This window comes from Alteromonas sp. 38, assembly GCF_902506055.1.
Taxonomy (GTDB): domain Bacteria; phylum Pseudomonadota; class Gammaproteobacteria; order Enterobacterales; family Alteromonadaceae; genus Alteromonas; species Alteromonas lipotrueae.
Genome location: NZ_LR733300.1, coordinates 4,614,045 through 4,629,600, shown reverse-complemented (window position 1 = coordinate 4,629,600; position 15,556 = coordinate 4,614,045). Strand labels below are relative to the sequence as shown.

Annotated in this window: 16 protein-coding genes; 8 read left to right on the top strand and 8 right to left on the bottom strand. The window is 44.7% G+C overall.

What is annotated here, in order from left to right; translation table 11 throughout:
* Positions 1-11: 11 nt before the first annotated feature.
* The 3 genes from FLAVO9R_RS19980 to FLAVO9R_RS19970 all read right to left on the bottom strand — a co-directional run bounded on the left by FLAVO9R_RS19980 (position 12) and on the right by FLAVO9R_RS19970 (position 2,963).
* Positions 12-1,319, bottom strand: coding sequence for a metal-dependent hydrolase family protein (locus tag FLAVO9R_RS19980; protein ID WP_159534192.1), 1,308 nt, complete (start codon positions 1,317-1,319; stop codon positions 12-14).
* Positions 1,320-1,546: 227 nt separating this feature from the next.
* Complete coding sequence (locus FLAVO9R_RS19975; protein ID WP_159534190.1) at positions 1,547-2,116, bottom strand: DUF1285 domain-containing protein; 570 nt, start codon at positions 2,114-2,116, stop codon at positions 1,547-1,549.
* A complete protein-coding gene (locus FLAVO9R_RS19970) occupies positions 2,103-2,963 on the bottom strand; it encodes a DUF3014 domain-containing protein (protein WP_013786766.1) in 861 nt (286 codons plus the stop codon). The genes FLAVO9R_RS19975 and FLAVO9R_RS19970 overlap by 14 nt, the downstream gene beginning before the upstream one ends.
* Before the next feature lie 319 nt (positions 2,964-3,282).
* Between FLAVO9R_RS19970 and FLAVO9R_RS19965 the strand changes: the two genes are divergently transcribed.
* Both FLAVO9R_RS19965 and FLAVO9R_RS19960 read left to right on the top strand, forming a co-directional pair.
* Entirely contained in the window at positions 3,283-4,545 is a 1,263-nt protein-coding gene (locus FLAVO9R_RS19965) for a sterol desaturase family protein (RefSeq protein ID WP_159534188.1), read from the top strand.
* 88 nt (positions 4,546-4,633) lie between these two features.
* Positions 4,634-4,942, top strand: a complete 309-nt coding sequence (locus FLAVO9R_RS19960) for a DUF6482 family protein (protein ID WP_159534186.1) — start codon at positions 4,634-4,636, stop codon at positions 4,940-4,942.
* Between the two features lie 62 nt (positions 4,943-5,004).
* Here FLAVO9R_RS19960 and FLAVO9R_RS19955 read toward each other — a convergent pair whose 3' ends face one another.
* The 4 genes from FLAVO9R_RS19955 to FLAVO9R_RS19940 form a co-directional block, all read right to left on the bottom strand.
* Positions 5,005-6,351 (bottom strand): ABC1 kinase family protein, encoded by a 1,347-nt coding sequence (locus tag FLAVO9R_RS19955; protein ID WP_159534184.1) that lies wholly within the window; start codon positions 6,349-6,351, stop codon positions 5,005-5,007.
* A 299-nt stretch (positions 6,352-6,650) separates the two neighbouring features.
* Positions 6,651-6,923 carry a hypothetical protein gene (locus tag FLAVO9R_RS19950; RefSeq protein ID WP_013786762.1) on the bottom strand — a complete coding sequence of 91 codons (273 nt, stop codon included), beginning with the start codon at positions 6,921-6,923 and terminating at the stop codon, positions 6,651-6,653.
* Positions 6,924-7,173: 250 nt separating this feature from the next.
* Positions 7,174-7,737, bottom strand: a complete 564-nt coding sequence (locus tag FLAVO9R_RS19945) for a DUF6702 family protein (RefSeq protein ID WP_201299289.1) — start codon at positions 7,735-7,737, stop codon at positions 7,174-7,176.
* Entirely contained in the window at positions 7,727-10,150 is a 2,424-nt protein-coding gene (locus FLAVO9R_RS19940; RefSeq protein WP_159534762.1) for a M1 family metallopeptidase, read from the bottom strand. Before FLAVO9R_RS19940 ends, FLAVO9R_RS19945 begins: the two co-directional genes overlap by 11 nt.
* A gap of 226 nt (positions 10,151-10,376) precedes the next feature.
* On the opposite strand from FLAVO9R_RS19940, the gene proB reads away from it, so the two are divergent.
* From proB to FLAVO9R_RS19920, 4 genes are read left to right on the top strand one after another with little or no spacing between them, the layout of a single operon-like run.
* Positions 10,377-11,474: a glutamate 5-kinase gene (gene proB, locus FLAVO9R_RS19935; protein ID WP_159534182.1), complete on the top strand. Its 1,098-nt coding sequence runs from the start codon at positions 10,377-10,379 to the stop codon at positions 11,472-11,474.
* A gap of 35 nt (positions 11,475-11,509) precedes the next feature.
* Complete coding sequence (locus tag FLAVO9R_RS19930) at positions 11,510-11,983, top strand: acyl-CoA thioesterase (protein WP_159534180.1); 474 nt, start codon at positions 11,510-11,512, stop codon at positions 11,981-11,983.
* Positions 11,973-13,013 carry a D-2-hydroxyacid dehydrogenase gene (locus FLAVO9R_RS19925; RefSeq protein ID WP_159534178.1) on the top strand — a complete coding sequence of 347 codons (1,041 nt, stop codon included), beginning with the start codon at positions 11,973-11,975 and terminating at the stop codon, positions 13,011-13,013. The genes FLAVO9R_RS19930 and FLAVO9R_RS19925 overlap by 11 nt, the downstream gene beginning before the upstream one ends.
* Entirely contained in the window at positions 13,010-13,912 is a 903-nt protein-coding gene (locus tag FLAVO9R_RS19920; RefSeq protein WP_159534176.1) for a DMT family transporter, read from the top strand. Before FLAVO9R_RS19925 ends, FLAVO9R_RS19920 begins: the two co-directional genes overlap by 4 nt.
* 3 nt (positions 13,913-13,915) lie before the next feature.
* Here the strand turns inward: FLAVO9R_RS19920 and FLAVO9R_RS19915 are convergent, their stop codons facing one another.
* On the bottom strand, positions 13,916-14,191 hold the full coding sequence (locus FLAVO9R_RS19915) for a hypothetical protein (RefSeq protein WP_159534174.1): 276 nt from the start codon (positions 14,189-14,191) through the stop codon (positions 13,916-13,918).
* Positions 14,192-14,440: 249 nt separating this feature from the next.
* On the opposite strand from FLAVO9R_RS19915, the gene FLAVO9R_RS19910 reads away from it, so the two are divergent.
* On the top strand, positions 14,441-14,938 hold the full coding sequence (locus tag FLAVO9R_RS19910) for an RNA polymerase sigma factor (protein ID WP_129740708.1): 498 nt from the start codon (positions 14,441-14,443) through the stop codon (positions 14,936-14,938).
* Positions 14,931-15,527 (top strand): hypothetical protein, encoded by a 597-nt coding sequence (locus tag FLAVO9R_RS19905; protein WP_159534172.1) that lies wholly within the window; start codon positions 14,931-14,933, stop codon positions 15,525-15,527. The genes FLAVO9R_RS19910 and FLAVO9R_RS19905 overlap by 8 nt, the downstream gene beginning before the upstream one ends.
* Positions 15,528-15,556 lie beyond the last annotated feature (29 nt).

Below are 15,556 nucleotides of genomic sequence, written 5' to 3'. Positions count from 1 at the left end.
AAAGCCTTCCTTTATTGTTTGTAAATTTTGCCGTCCTTCATTACAAAAGACACACTTTCTAAAAGCGATATGTCTTCTAGCGGGTTACCTACCACGGCCACCAAGTCGGCAAATTTTCCAGCCTCTAATGTACCTAATGTATCACTAACGCCCAGCAATGCCGCGCTATTAGCGGTGGCGCTCAATAGCGCGTCTGCTTCAGACATGCCTGCTTCAACCATTAGGGAGAATTCTTGCGCGTTATCGCCATGTGCAGAAACTCCGCTGTCTGTTCCAAAAGCAATTTTTACGCCTGCTTTGTGAGCCTTTTCAAAGGTATTTTGAATTAGCGGGCCAATTGCCGCGGCTTTTGGGCGCACTAGTTCAGGAAAGTAACCGTCTATTTTCGCTTTATCGGCAACAAATTTACCCGCCAAAATCGTTGGCACATAGTAAGTCCCTTTTTGTTTCATTAGTTCGCGCACTTCGTCGTCCATATAGGTGCCGTGTTCAATAGAGTCAACGCCAGCGACAATAGCGCGTTTCATGCCTTCTTTACCGTGCGCGTGAACCGCTACCGTCATGCCGTAATCTTTTGCGGTCTGTACAATAGCGTCTAATTCATCGGTCATAAATTGTGGGTTTTGACCGCTTTTCGCTACGCTCAATACGCCGCCAGTGGCAGTGATTTTAATTAAATCTGCACCGTCTTGATAACGGGAGCGAACGGCTTCACGGGCTTCTACTTCGCCGTTAACCACGCCTTGTTTAGGGCCAACGTCGGGGCGCAGTAAGTGAGATAATCCGTTGCTTGGGTCGGCATGTCCGCCAGTGGTGGCTATTGATTTTCCAACCGTGAATATACGCGGGCCGGTGGCATAACCTCTACTGATCGCATTTCGAAGAGAGACAGTTTCATGATAGCCGTCACCTAAATTACGTACTGTGGTAAATCCAGCATCTAGCGTAATTTCAGCATAGTTAGCGGCCTTAAGTGCATAGTCAGCCTCATTCAATGAAAAGCGTTCTAAATAGGTTTGAGGGCCACCATGCTGGGAAGATAGATGAACATGCATATCCATCAAGCCAGGCATTACTGTGGCATGCTTTAAATCGATAACCGTGTCTGATTCTGAGGGTGTTTTATAGCCAGACTCTACCGACGCAATTTTGTTGCCCTCGATAATAATGGTCACTTCGCTTTTAAGCTTGTCCGACGTACCGGTGAAGGCTTTACCCGCGTGCACTAAGGTGGCGGAAAAGGCAGGCGCTGAAAGAGCAATTGTGCCAAGTGTTGCCAGTCCTAAGGAAATAGCTAAGGAAGTCAGTGTCTTTTTCATGATGGTTCTTCTTATGATGTGTGAATAGACGAAGAACCAATGTAGAACACCAGCAAAGCTAACGCAAAACTTTGCGCTACGTTATCGGTGTTATTTTACTTGCTGTGATATTTAAAACTGCTCGCAATCGCCTTCGCCTTCGCCATCTTCAGCTTCTGCCCAAGCTTTTAAACAGAGACTTTTAACCAAAGGCTTTCATCGAAGCTTAATGCTAAAGCCTTGCACCACTATTTAGTGGGCACGGCGCCAATAATGAAGGGGATAGAATTCGAGGTAACCACAAATTGCGTTTCATCACCTTCATGCTGCTCGGTAGCGTGCTCAAGCAGTTGGTAATAAACGTTTTGGTGCAAGCGCGCCCACAAATTGCGTCTAACTAAAACATAGGGAATGGGCGTTGCTTCGGTATCTTGTAAGTCGGGGGGGGGCTTGCGTAAGCTGAGTTGTTCTGCCGAGCTCAGTGTAACGATATCGCCAGTTTGCGTGGTGAGCTCTAAGCAATCGTTATCAAAACGCCACTCGGTAATCAAAAAAGGAACGTCTTCTACGGTAATGCCCACTTTTTCAACAGGGGTAACCAGAAAATAATTGTCGTTTTCTTTTTTAAGCACAGAAGCGAACAACTTAACTAGGCTTGCTCGACCTATGGGGCTACCTTCGTAAAACCAACGGCCATCTAGCGCGATGGTTAAATTGATATCACCGCAAAAAGGCGGGTTCCACTTTTCCACCGGCGGAAGGGGGCGCGCCTTGTCAGACGTGCCCTTTAATTGCTGTTGAAATCTAGTTAGATCCATTTTCTTCAAGTAACACTTTAATTTCACGCAGCTTTGCTTTAATACGGCGCATATTGTCTGGGCCTGTACGAAGCAACTGCTTCTGCGGCTCGTTTAGATTCTCTAAACGAGGATCGGTGTACTTATAGGTAACTGAATCGGTATACACTTCAACAGGTACCGGCACTTCAGGTGTATCGAGCAACTGATCGATAGCATCTAATACCACTTCATTGAAGTTTTTATTCGAATCGCCAATTTCTGCGTATTTGTCTTGAATGTCGCCTTTATAAATATCGTACATGCCCAATAACGCTTCACTTTCAAAAGACTCAAGCATGTTTACATAAGGTGTATAGCGCTTATAGCTTGCGGCATCAATCCATTGCTTTCCAGCCTGCGAATAAACACGAAATGTTTGTTCAGGAGGCGTAAGCAACTGGTGATTGGGCGCCATTTCATCATTCGCTAAGTTGGTAACCGAGACCACAAATCGTTGTAATAAACCTTCATTCACAATCATGCGGTTTACGCTGTCGTCAGTGGCGGTAGAAATATCCAGCAGTGATGATTTTATGGCTGGGTCGCTCACATCTAACGGCTCAGGATCTGGCTCTACAGGTTCCGGCATTGGAGGGACTTCGTCTGGCTCTTCAAGCTCTAAAGGTGGCGGAGCAGGCTTAGTTTCAAAAACGTCGGGCACTTCTTCAACAGGCGCTTCCGCATCTGGCTGAATAACTTCAGGCTCGGGGGCGACGGGCTCTTCTTCTTTCGAAGGCCAAAACACGAGAGCCAAGATGACTACAATTATTACCCCGATAATAAGAAAATGGGGACCTAACGTACGCTTTTCTGACGATTCGCTCATAATATCTCCGCTGCAATAACTGATCTAATATTAATACTATCAGAGATAACACCCAATATTTGGATATCACGCAAGAGAATTGTTCTCTGATGAAGGTAATTTCCTTATTTAGAACACTTTTTAACGTAATTGGTTCGCAATTCGATCGTAATTTGTAGCAATTTCTTAGCGATAGCAGCTAGTTTTAAGAAATGTTACAAGGAGAAACTTTGGTGTCATCATTCTATAAATTCCTTAATTTTGCAGTGAAATATAAAATAACTTGATTATTTGCTACATATTATTAACAATTCAAATGGGTTTAAAATGCGTAGATATTATGACTGTCATTCTTTTTGCTATTCCTGTATTCATTCTTCTTATCGCCATTGAAATACTTGTCGATAAGCGAAAAAAAACAGGTCACTATCGTGCAAACGATGCGATTACCAGTCTAAGCATGGGCGTGTTATCGAGAATAATGGCCCTTGGGCATCAACTTATACCGCTCACTTTTTATGTGTTGGTGTTTAATACTTTTGCATTTACCGAGCTGAGTTATTCGCATTGGGTCTGGGTAGCTGCGTTCATATTGTACGATTTCTTTTATTATTGGAATCATCGCATGGGCCATGAAATGAGTATTTTATGGGCTGCGCATGTGGTGCACCATTCTAGCGAAGATTACAACCTAACTACTGCATTGCGGCAAACGAGTGGCGCTATTTTCAGTTGGATTTTCTATCTGCCATTGGCGTTGGTAGGCTTTCCGCCCGAGATGATAATTACCGTTGGTGCACTTAACTTGATATATCAATTCTGGGTACATACTCAGCATATTGATAAACTAGGCTGGATGGAAAAATGGTTTGTTACCCCCTCGAACCATCGTGTACATCACGCCCAAAACCGTGTTTATATCGATAAGAATTATGGTGGTGTGTTCATCATATGGGATCGTTTATTCAATACCTTTATTCCAGAATTAGAAAGTGACAAACCGGTATTCGGCATTCGCGGTGCATTGAAAAGTTTTAACCCTTTGTGGGCGAATGCACAGCTTTATAGTCAATTAGCCAAAGACAGCTTTTACACCACACGTTGGCAAGATAAACTGCGTGTGTGGTTTGGTCGCACGGGGTGGCGCCCCAAAGACGTGGCCGAACGCTTTCCCTTCGAAAAGGCGCCGCTGTCCTCGTTCAAAAAATTTAATCCTGCATTGGCTGCCCCTGTTACTTTTTACAGTGTGGTGCAGCACGTTATCGTGTTGTCTATCACCGTATACTTATTGCTTTTTATTGAAGCATTAAGTGGTGCTCACCAGTTAATATTGGTGGCGACAATAGTGGCGATGAGTATCCAAAATGGGTTTGTTTTGGCCGGTTCAAAATTGGCGTTAGCGCTAGAAGGGCCTCGACTACTGATATTTCCACTGATGTGGCTAGGAAGTGGGCTTGTTATTCCTTCGGCCATATTTGGTGGCGCGTGTTTGGTCAGTATGATCATGCTCGTTAGGGCTGTGCGCTCTAGTGTGACACTCAGCAATATGGCTGAAAGCGTGTCTTCAGAGGATACCGATACTCAAGCATCAATACCATCGTAATGAACCTGTTTATCCCCAGCACCGTAAGAAGCAGCGTAAAAATTATCAAAAAAGTCATCGGTTGATTTACGTGCGCTGAGGGGCGGTTATGCACAAGTTTCTATTTACCCATATTGAAGGTAAGTCTTTAAACATCGATTATCTTGAAGTTCAGTCGTATGAGATGAACGTTTATTTGGTCTACCTAACCGTGGGGGACAAAAGCGGCATGGTGTACGACAAGCAAGACCGACCCATGCGTTTTTTCAGTACAGGCCAAATACGAGAAGTATTTTCTCACTGCACTGTCCAGCAAGCCGTTATGAAACACGACTCCCCCTATGACGAAATGATTGGTAACCCACCCAAAAGTGCAGAACAAATGGCGTTACCATTTAGCATGCAGTTGCCTTATTAGTTACTTACGGTGCTAAGGTGATATTTGGACGGCCGCCAAGGCGTTAGGTCAGGGCTGTAATCTCAGGGCTTTAGCCAAGGCTCTGCGGCGGCGCGCATATTAACTTGTGTGCCTAATCGCTTAGCCAACATGTACAGCCCCCCTAACTTGCGATGAATAAACAATGCATCAACTGGCGGTGTGTGCCAAAAATCATGCTGCATGGTTAACGCCACGCCTTTGTCGTGCAGTCTTGGCAACAGGTCGCTATTGCCGAAATCGTAGGGGCCGTCTTCTCTAATTGCTTCACACGCTTCCATTCCCAATGCCACAACACGATCTTGCTGTGCAACAGTGTGTTCTTGGTTTATTAAGCCAATTTGTAGGGCAGCGTGTTGCATGTCTTGTTTATTACCGCTGGCAGCACTTTGAAGCAGAGCTTGGTAGCCCATCGCAATATCGTCTGGTACTTCACGCGTTGCCCCGAAGTCTAGTAATACCCATTGCTGAGTATCTTCTTTGTATCGATAGTTGGCTAAGTTCGGGTCGCTTTGAAGTAGCTTAAAGCCAAATATCTCGTTAAAAAATAATTGGAATAGTGACGTCATTAACTTGTTGCGAGTTTCTTGGGGAGCGTTCATTGCAGCATCAAGGGGGCTAGCTTCAATAAAGTCCATTGTCAGCACAGAGTCTGTTGTTAATTGTGGATGAACACTGGGTATTACAAATTGGGTAGCGAATTCAGCATCGTTATGCTGCGTTACCGCGTCTTTATAGCGCGATAGCATGCTGGCTTCGCGGTGATAGTCGGCTTCTTGATGAAGTTGAATTTTTGCTTCTTCTAACAGCGGGCCAATATCTAACGAACTCGGCACCAAACCTGTGAGTTTAATCAGTGTTGCTACGTTATCAACATCGCTACTGATACTTTTACGTACACCAGGATACTGTACCTTTGCGGCCAGCATTTTCCCGTCCATAGTAATCACTTTGTGTACCTGACCGATGGAAGCGGCGGCAACGGGCGCATAGGAAAAATATAGCAAGTCATCATGCCAACTTTCTCCCCATTGAGCCTTTAGCGTGGTATCTAATTGGGCTTTTGGCATAGGATCGGCATCTTCCCTTAGCCTAGCTAATATAGTAGCGAGTTCTGGCGGTAAAAAGTCGCCCGTATCCATAGAGATAAGCTGACCTAGCTTCATGGCGGCACCACGCATGGTGGCGAGCTGATCGGCAATGTTGGTAATATTTTTTGGTGTCAGTAACAATGCGCTAAGTGCAGGGCGTTCGCCCTTAATCCATTGGCTGGCACCATTAGTAACAACATTACCCGCAATTTTGCCTGCCAAAGCACCTAGGCGCCCTACTCTCCCAATTCGAGAAGACGGTACTGCTCGCGCTTTTCGTTCATCGGTATTTTTTGCCATGAAGTAACCTTGGAAGCCTTTAATCTTTTATGAAACGCGGGCAGCCCCATTTAATGAAGACCACCCTGTGAGACCCAATCTGTGAGGTCCAACCTACGGCATCCAGCCTACGAGTACCAAATTATCTTAGTACTTATACGCTAAAGTGTCGTTGGTCGATTACTTCTTAATTTTTTGTATATTGCTTAGTTAAATAGTGCTGCATTGAGGTGTTACGAAGCTCTAGCTACGCTACTGGGGATAAAACTACCGATGATCACACAATCAGCTCTCAAATTACCGGTGCTCAATATAGGCGTTTAGACTATCTGAGCTACCATTTGTAGTATAAGGCCAACTACGCTGCCTATTGCGAACCCTACCCAGCCATTTCTTGTCATATAGCGAAATAATGCCGCGCCAAATATTCCACACCATAGCATGGCTGAATATACCGCTATCATGCCCTCACCCGTGCCGCTGTTAGGTAAAAACATCATCACAATGAAGGTAAGTGCCATGGCGCCGCTAAGTAGCACCCACATAATATTCTTGTTATTGGAAAACGCATTGGTGGTTGTATTATCGCTCATGGAAAGTCCCCATGGTGTGAGTTAAAAGCATGCCCTTACTTGTCCCTTTTTTATAAAAATCGACATTCATTTATTAATATAAACCGATTGTTCTAAAAACTGGGTATTAGGTTAACTTAGGCGAGATTAACGCAAATGGGAATAAGACTTCAGGGGGATATAAAAAAGCACTGCGAAGTGGCAGTGCTTTAAATCAGTAATAGGAAGTTGAATAAAGATTAAGTAACACGTACATAATGCGCTTAGTGCATTAATGATGGTCGCTAGCAAATTCCACTTCAAGCAAGGTGACGTTGTCGGTGAAGGTCAGGGTTTTTAAAGGCCCATTCCCTTCTACGTTTAACGTATTAACTTGCGTTGGCCACAAATCACGTAAGGCATCGTGACGAATCATCAAACCATCTAACTCTGGCGGTTGAGCGGTTTCTTGGTACACCCAAAAGTGATTACCATCCAACTCAAAACCGACCAAACCTAAGTCTAATGACTTTTCCTCACCGTTTAACAACGCAAAATGGTTGCTCACGTAATCAGCGAAGGCTTGTTGGGTTTTCTCTTCTTCCATAATATCGGCGTGCTTATCAAACAGCACTTTTACAGCATGCTCGGCATCGTGCAGGTTAAAGCGGTGCATTACTTCAATGTTTTGCGTTCTAGGGTTGAACAACACTGTTGTGATAGCGGCTTTAACTTGGTGCGCGTTAGCCCAAGTACTGAATAAACCGGTACATAAAAAAACAGCCACAAGCAGCGCCGTTAGGCTCTGCTTGTGGTTTTTAGCAGATAACTGAAAAGGCATAACCTTAGTTGTCATCTTCGTCTTCGTCATCATCGTCGGTCTTTAGCTCGGTTTTTACGTCGTTCATAAGATCGCGATACTCGTAAGTGTTACGAGGCTTAGACTTGTACGCTTCAATACGTGAAGGAATGATTTGACGCGGATAATGGTTGTTTTCAACATCTACGTCTGCGGTTTCCCAATGTGGGTCAACCGTTACGCTTACTAGCTCTTTGCCTTTTTCAGTGACAATCAGCTTGCTTACCGCTTTCGGTGTACGACGCCAAATTTCAGCAGGAATACGCATCTCTTGTGTAGTGCCATCCTCGAATGCTAGCTCAAGAATAATCGGCATAACCAAGCCGCCCTTGTTGCTAAAGTCGAGCACGTAGTAGTTTTTGTCCTCACGTACCGCACGTTCAAACGCTTTACGTTCCCAAGGCTCAAGTTTCTTCAAGAAACTACGGTACTTGTTGCGCTCTTTGTTAGTTACTGTGTAACGATCGTTTTCGTCATAGAAATCTTTGATATCTTCGAAACGGTCTACCCAAAGCTCTTTCCCTTCTTCTTTATTGCGAATATCGGTAAGTGACTTTGGTTTATCAAGTTCGGCTTCACGCTCACGGGCGAAATCAATATCAGGATCTTCAGTGTTCAAACGAAGCTTGTAAACGCTATCTAGGCTGATATCAACGTGATCGGTAGTATAAAACCAACCGCGCCAGAACCAATCTAAATCAACACCAGAAGCTTCTTCCATAGTACGGAAAAAATCAGAAGGTGTAGGGCGTTTAAACATCCAACGCTGTGCATATTCTTTAAAGGCGAAATCGAACAAATCACGGCCAAGAATGGTTTCACGAAGAATGTTTAGTGCGACGGCTGGCTTGGTGTAAGCGTTAGGACCTAGTTTAAGTACCGAATCAGACTGGGTCATGATAGGCACTTGTGTTTCAGATTTCATGTAGCTGACAATGTCGCGAGGCTCAACGCCCCATGGAATGGTTGGATCCCATTCACGTCCAGCAACCCCGTCTAGGAAACTGTTTAAACCTTCGTCCATCCATGTCCACTGACGCTCATCAGAGTTTACTGTCATTGGGAAGTAGATATGACCGACTTCATGAATAACTACACCAATTAAAAAGCGCTTTTCAGCCAAAGAATAAGTACGAGAGCCATCATCGCGAAGCTCGGTGCGTGGGCCGTTGAAGGTAATCATTGGGTATTCCATGCCGCCTACAGGTCCATTTACAGACTGGGCTACAGGATACGGATAATCAAAACTAAAGCGGCTGTATACATCCATAGTGTGGATAATAGATTCAGTAGAGTACTTTTCCCAAAGTTCACCACCTTCTTTCGGGTAGAAAGACATCGCCATCACTAGTGGTTGCGTATCCCCACCTTGCTGGTAACCACGGGCATCCCACATAAATTTACGTGATGAAGCCCATGCGAAATCACGTACGTTGTCGGCTTTAAAACGCCATGTTTTTTGCTTGTTGGTACCCGCTTTTTCGTTCTCTAGCGCTTCTTCAGCCGTAACCACGAATACAATTCGCTCAGCATCTTCCGCTTCTTTCAAACGTTTACGTTGCGTGCTAGTTAACACGTCGTCAGCGTTTTGCAATACACCGGTAGAAGAAACGATATGATCGGCTGGAACCGTAATATCAACTTCGTAGTTACCGAATTCTAAGGTGAACTCACCACGGCCAATAAACTCTTTGTTTGTCCATGCTTCGTAATCGGTATAAGCCGCTAGACGAGGGAACCATTGGGCTAGTAAGAAAATATCGTTACCGCCTTCACGTTCGTCATCTGGGAAGTGTTCGTAACCCGCACGAGCAGAAACGGCATCTTCTTCAACAATATTGAACGCAAAATCGATATCGAAAGTGACGTTGTTTTTAGGTTGAAGAGGTTGCGCTAAATCTACACGCATTAGCGTACCAACGATAACGTGGTGTAAATCGTTACCTGCGCTGTCTTGCACTCGTGAAATGGTGTAACCCAACTCGTTATCGTCAACAAACTGCTGGCGGCGAAGTGCTGCCATGCTCAGTTGAGCAGGCTTACTGCCACTGGCTGTTTTCGTTGCAGGGCCTCGGTTGCCTATGCCACCAAACGTAGTGGTAAGAGCTGACATAGAATCGTCGCGGAATTTATTCTGATCCAATTGGACCCATAAATACTTCAACGTATCGGGTGCATTGTTGTGATAAGTAATGGTTTCACTGGCTTCAATACGGCGTGTATCTTCAATCAGTTTAACGTCAATTTTGTAGTCTACTTGTTGTTGCCAGTATTGATGACCCGGCTCACCCGCTGCATTTCGATATACATTGGGGGTAGGAAGTGATTCATCTAGCTGACGGAACTTATCTTCAAAATCGCCTTTTGTTTGATTTATTGCTGCGTTGGCGAATGGAAGATAAATCAGCATAGACAACACTGGCGCAAGCCAGAAAAGATGTCGTTGGTGCTTATTCATGGAGATTCCCGGTTATTTTTATAATAAAATAAGCGAACTATTATATAAGCCCTTTTACTTTTATCCCAGTTTTTGGCCGTAAACTCGCCCTATTTTAACGCAAAAAACTGTAACATAACGTTTGTTTAAAAAGCGAAGTGTCGTATTCTTAACCCCTGTTTTCTTGCATCATCTTCTTATGAACCGTCTCAATTGGCAGCGTGCCGTAATTAAAGTAGGTAGCGCCCTTATTGCGCCAAATGGCGATGAGTGTAGCGCCCGATTTTTATTGGCATTAGCACGCTTCATCACGATAAGCCGTGAATCTGGCAAAGAAATTATTTTGGTTTCCTCGGGCAGCGTGGCAGCAGGGCGAAGCAAAGTGAAAATTCGCCACAATGCATCTATTGCCGAAAAGCAGGCGATGGCCGCCATTGGTCAAACCCAAATGATGGCAAACTGGCAACGCTTTTTCGACTTTCCTTGTGCGCAGGTTTTACTTACAGCCGACGATCTTCGAGACCGCACTCGCTATGTGAATATTAAAAACACCCTAAGAGAACTACTAAATCATAATGCGCTTCCCATTGTTAATGAGAACGATACCGTCGCCGTGAACGAGCTAAAAGTGGGTGATAACGATAACCTTGGTGCATATACCGCGCTCGTCGCTCAAGCCGATACACTGATTATTTGTTCCGATATTGATGGGTTGTACACGGCTGATCCCCGTAAAGATCCAAACGCTACATTAATCAGTGAAGTGCACAACATCGATGAATCGATTTATAAACTCGCTGGTGGTGCGGGTACTTCAGTGGGTACAGGTGGTATGCAAACAAAAATTGAAGCGGCAGATAAATGCACCAGTAGTGGTATACAAACTATTATCGTGAATGGTAGAAAAGGGGCGTCTTTCGATGCGATGCTAAACGGTTCTATTCCTGGCACCTTATTTCATGCCAGCAATTCACCTAAAAAAGCACGACGTTTATGGTTAACGCATACGCTTAAAACGTGTGGCCGTATTCATGTAGATGAAGGTGCGAAAGCCGCTTTGGTTGACCGCGGAGCATCATTGTTACCTTCAGGTATAACGAACATAGAAGGTAACTTTAACCAAGGGGAAGCAGTAGAAATTTGCTTTGAAGTCCAAGTTATTGCCAAAGGCTTGGCCCTTTATAACGCTCGAGATTTAATACTGATAAAAGGGAAGAAGTCGCAGCACATCGCGGATGTGTTAGGTTATGAAACGACCGACGTGGTTGTACATCGCGACGATTTGGTATTGCTTTAGTTTCCACATTTTTAACTTTTGGGATAACGCCACGCATGACAGACATTACTCCATCGCTCAACGATTACCCTTATCACCTTGAAATTGCCACTCGCTGGCAAGACAACGACGCCTACGGTCACATTAATAACGTGATGTATTACAGCTTTTTTGATACTGCTGTAAATCGCTTTTTAATTGATGAAGGTGGCCTTAATATTCAAGAAAGTAGCGCTGTTGCTTATGTCGTTAGCAGTCAATGCCAATACATTGCTCCCGCCGCCTACCCCGAAACAATTTACGTTGGGTTAAGGGTAATAAAGTTAGGACGAAGTTCGGTTACTTACGGTTTATCGGTATATGCCGGTGACGCCAAACGCCGCGTGGCGCACGGTCAGTTTGTACATGTATTTGTCGACAGACTCTCTGACAAAGCAGTGCCTATACCCGTTAATATAAAAACCGCCCTTGAGTCTATTTGCGAGTCTATCGGCGAGGTAGTCAATCAAGGAAATGCCGGTGGCCAATAGTCAAGCCGCCCAAGCAGGCACTAAAAGCACGAAAAAACATACTCATAAAAAGCTAACAGGGGTTTTTCTTGATGCTGAAACGTTTAGTGCAGATTTACTGAATTCAGACACATTAGATACGTCATTGCTCAACAACGTAAATGTTGAGCTAACTTGCTATGACAACACCCTTCCGGAAGAGGTCGTTGCCAGAATAGCGAATGCCGATATCGTACTTACCAACAAGGTAGTATTAGATAGCGAGGCGCTGCAACACGCCAAGGTGCTAAAGTATGTGGGTGTATTGGCCACAGGTACTAACAACGTAGATACTAGTTACTGCCAAGCGCACAATATTCCCGTGCAGAATGTGGAAGGTTATGGCACCGACAGTGTTGCCCAGCATACTTTAATGTTGCTCCTCAATTTAGCCACTGCGTTTCCTCAGTATCATAACGATGTAAACCAAGGTAAATGGGCAACATCGCCGCACTTTTGCTTAACCGAGCATCCCATTGTGGAGCTTGCTGGAAAGCACGCGGTTATAGTAGGTCATGGAGAGTTGGGAAAGCGAGTTGAAGCGCTATTTATCGCAATGGGTATGAAGGTGAGTATTGCAGCGCGGCCAGGCGGCGTTTCTTCAGAGGGGCGCATCGATAACAAGCGAGACACTCGACCTTCATTAGAATCATTATTACCTATCGCCGATGTGGTTAGCCTGCATTGCCCACTAACGGATGATAACTACCACCTTTTTAACGAAAGTCGATTGTCGTTGATGAAACCTACCAGTTTTCTTATTAATACCGCCAGAGGCGGGCTAATTGACGAAGCCGCGCTGGTGGATGCGCTTAAATGCGGAAAAATAGGCGGCGCGGCGGTTGATGTTATATCTCAAGAACCTCCCCCAGCCGATCATCCATTGTTAACGGGTACTATTCCCAATCTTATTGTTACCCCTCATACGGCGTGGATGGCGAATGAGTCTCGTCAGCGGCTGTTTAACATGGCTATAAACCATCTAATTCAGTTTATAGATGCTCAACCATGAGCAATGGCGTGCTCTTTGCTGTTTGTACACTCATTTGGGGATCTACATGGATTGCCATCACGTATCAGATAGGGCATACCGCTGAAACCTTGGCCGTTGCATGGCGCTATACGTTAGCTGCAGTGTGTTTAGGGCTGTTTTGTATAGTGCGCGGCTTGCCGTTTAAGCTACCGCTGCACATACACATTAAAATGGCTGGAGTAGGCTTCTTTCTATATTGCCTCAACTATACCCTGCTATATATGGCGCAGGCGCATATTATCAGCGCGTTACTCGCTCTTATGAGTTCCAGCATTATTTACTTTAATGTGGTACTTCGGCGGTGGTGGTTAAAGCAGCCTATTCGTTTAGAAGTGGTGGTGGGCGCTACGTTTGGGCTTGCGGGTATTATTTGCTTGTTCGTGCCTGAGTTTTCAAAAGTATCGATGGACGCTGCGTTAGTGGCGGGCCTTTCCATTGCATTTGTTTCTTTTTTCAGTGCATCAATTGGTAACGTTATTTCAGAGCGGATCCTCACCTCGGGCACACCGGTTATTCAAATGAATTTTTACGCCATGAGCTATGCCATGATGATGCTCTATGTTACCGCGTGGTTCACAAACGACACCTTGGTCATTCCTACTGCCCCTGAGTTCTATATTTCGTTGCTTTATTTGGCTATTTTCGGTTCGGTGTTGGCGTTTGGCTCGTACATGAAGCTACTAAAGCAAATTGGCGCAGACAAAGCGGCTTATGTGGTACTGGTTTATCCCATTGTGGCACTTGTTATCTCCACTTTTTTTGAAGGTTATAGGTGGAGCTGGCTGTCTGTACTTGGCGTAGTAGTGGTGCTGGTGGGCAACGCCATAGCGATGGGTAAAGTACCCATGTTTATGCGTCGACCACCCCTAAGTAGTTAAGCCTTACTTAAGTGCATTTATTTTTTGATTAAGCTCGAATGCGGGCTCGGTCACTATAGCTTCGAGTGTTTCTACCCGTTCAATCAAGGCCTCAATTTGCTTATCTTTTTTCTCAATAAGCTGTTGTTGCTGTGTCGCTTTACTAGCAATGAAAGGATTGCTACAGGTGCCGTTCATCCAGTCGTTGAGGCGCCATTGAAACTTGGCATCTAAGTAACTTGCGCCAAGGGCGATAGTGGCAATAAAACCAATAAGTAAAAAAATGCTTAGCGTAGACATAGTGTGCTCCAAGGTAAAAGTGTTGTAACCGATGAAGGTGCTTTCACCACCCTCTTCATCATTACTAGTCTTTGGCTTTCAAAAAAAATTACAGATAGATGTAATTTTTTTCGCTAGCCCCAGACTACACAAAATAAGCACGAATGATTTCTGTCAAAACATGCATGTTAGAAAAGTAAATGAGTGGCTTTTACCGTAATAGTTGGCAATGCAGCGCAGTTAATAATAAGAAATACTGAGGACGAGAGATTGGGGCAAGGATTTGAAGATGTGTTTGCGCAGTACGGCAGTTTATTAAGCCGTGTCGCAAACAGTTACGAGGCTAACCATGCGCTACAGCAAGAGTTGCTACAAGAAATAGCCATAGCTGTGTGGCAGGGGCTTACTCGTTTCAAAGGCGATAGCAGTGTAAAAACCTATATTCTAAAAATAGCCCATAACCGCGCCGTTACTCACGTGGCCAATCAGGTGAAGCGCATCGACACCGACGAGTACAATGATGACGTTGTTATTGAGCAAGCGTCGCAAATTTCCCCTGAAACCGCCACCAGCCAGCAACAATCGCTATCGCGATTACTCGTTAAAGTACGCGCTCTCGCGGTACAGCCACGCCAAGTACTTACCCTTTCTTTAGAAGGCTTATCTTACGATGAGATTGCAGATATATGCGGCCTCACTAAATCGCATGTAGGGGTTATTTTAAAGCGTGCTAAAGCAAGTGTATTGGAAGGAAACTCTGATGAATGATAACAACAAAAGCGCTGATAATAGCCGTGACAATGACCTTAGCGCACTATGGCAAGCCCAACCCGTGTCGAATGTAGATGTGGAAGAGGTGAAAAAAACGTTTAAAAGCCAAATAAGAAAGCAGCGACTTTATTTTTTAATGGATTGTTTGTCATTGGTGCCAGGCATTTGGATTTTTATACATTACTGGGAAGAGCTTCCGGTTGCAGCTCGCGTCTTGTATTTTGGTCTTATGTCTCTCGTTATCCCTTTGCTTGGCTATCAGCTTTGGCTTAGAAGAGTGGCTGCGTTTGGCAGTAATGCGCAAACTAGCAATCATGTACAACAATTGAAAAAGCAGTTTAAAAACAATGCACGTATTGCCTTTATTAATAAACACTCTGCCTGGGTAGCCGTATTTATTGTTATTGCGTTTAATACCATTTTTACTTTGGCTAAGGCAGCTGAAGAAAGGGAGTATGGGGTAGTACTGCTGGTAACGGCAATCACCGCTGGCATCATGGCGGTGTGGTATGTTTGGGCCCATCGAAGACAGAAGCAATTTGAAAAAAAGCTAAAGGCATTAGAGGATATGAGTGACGGTGGCTAGCTATTCGTGAAAGCCTATCGAATGGATGT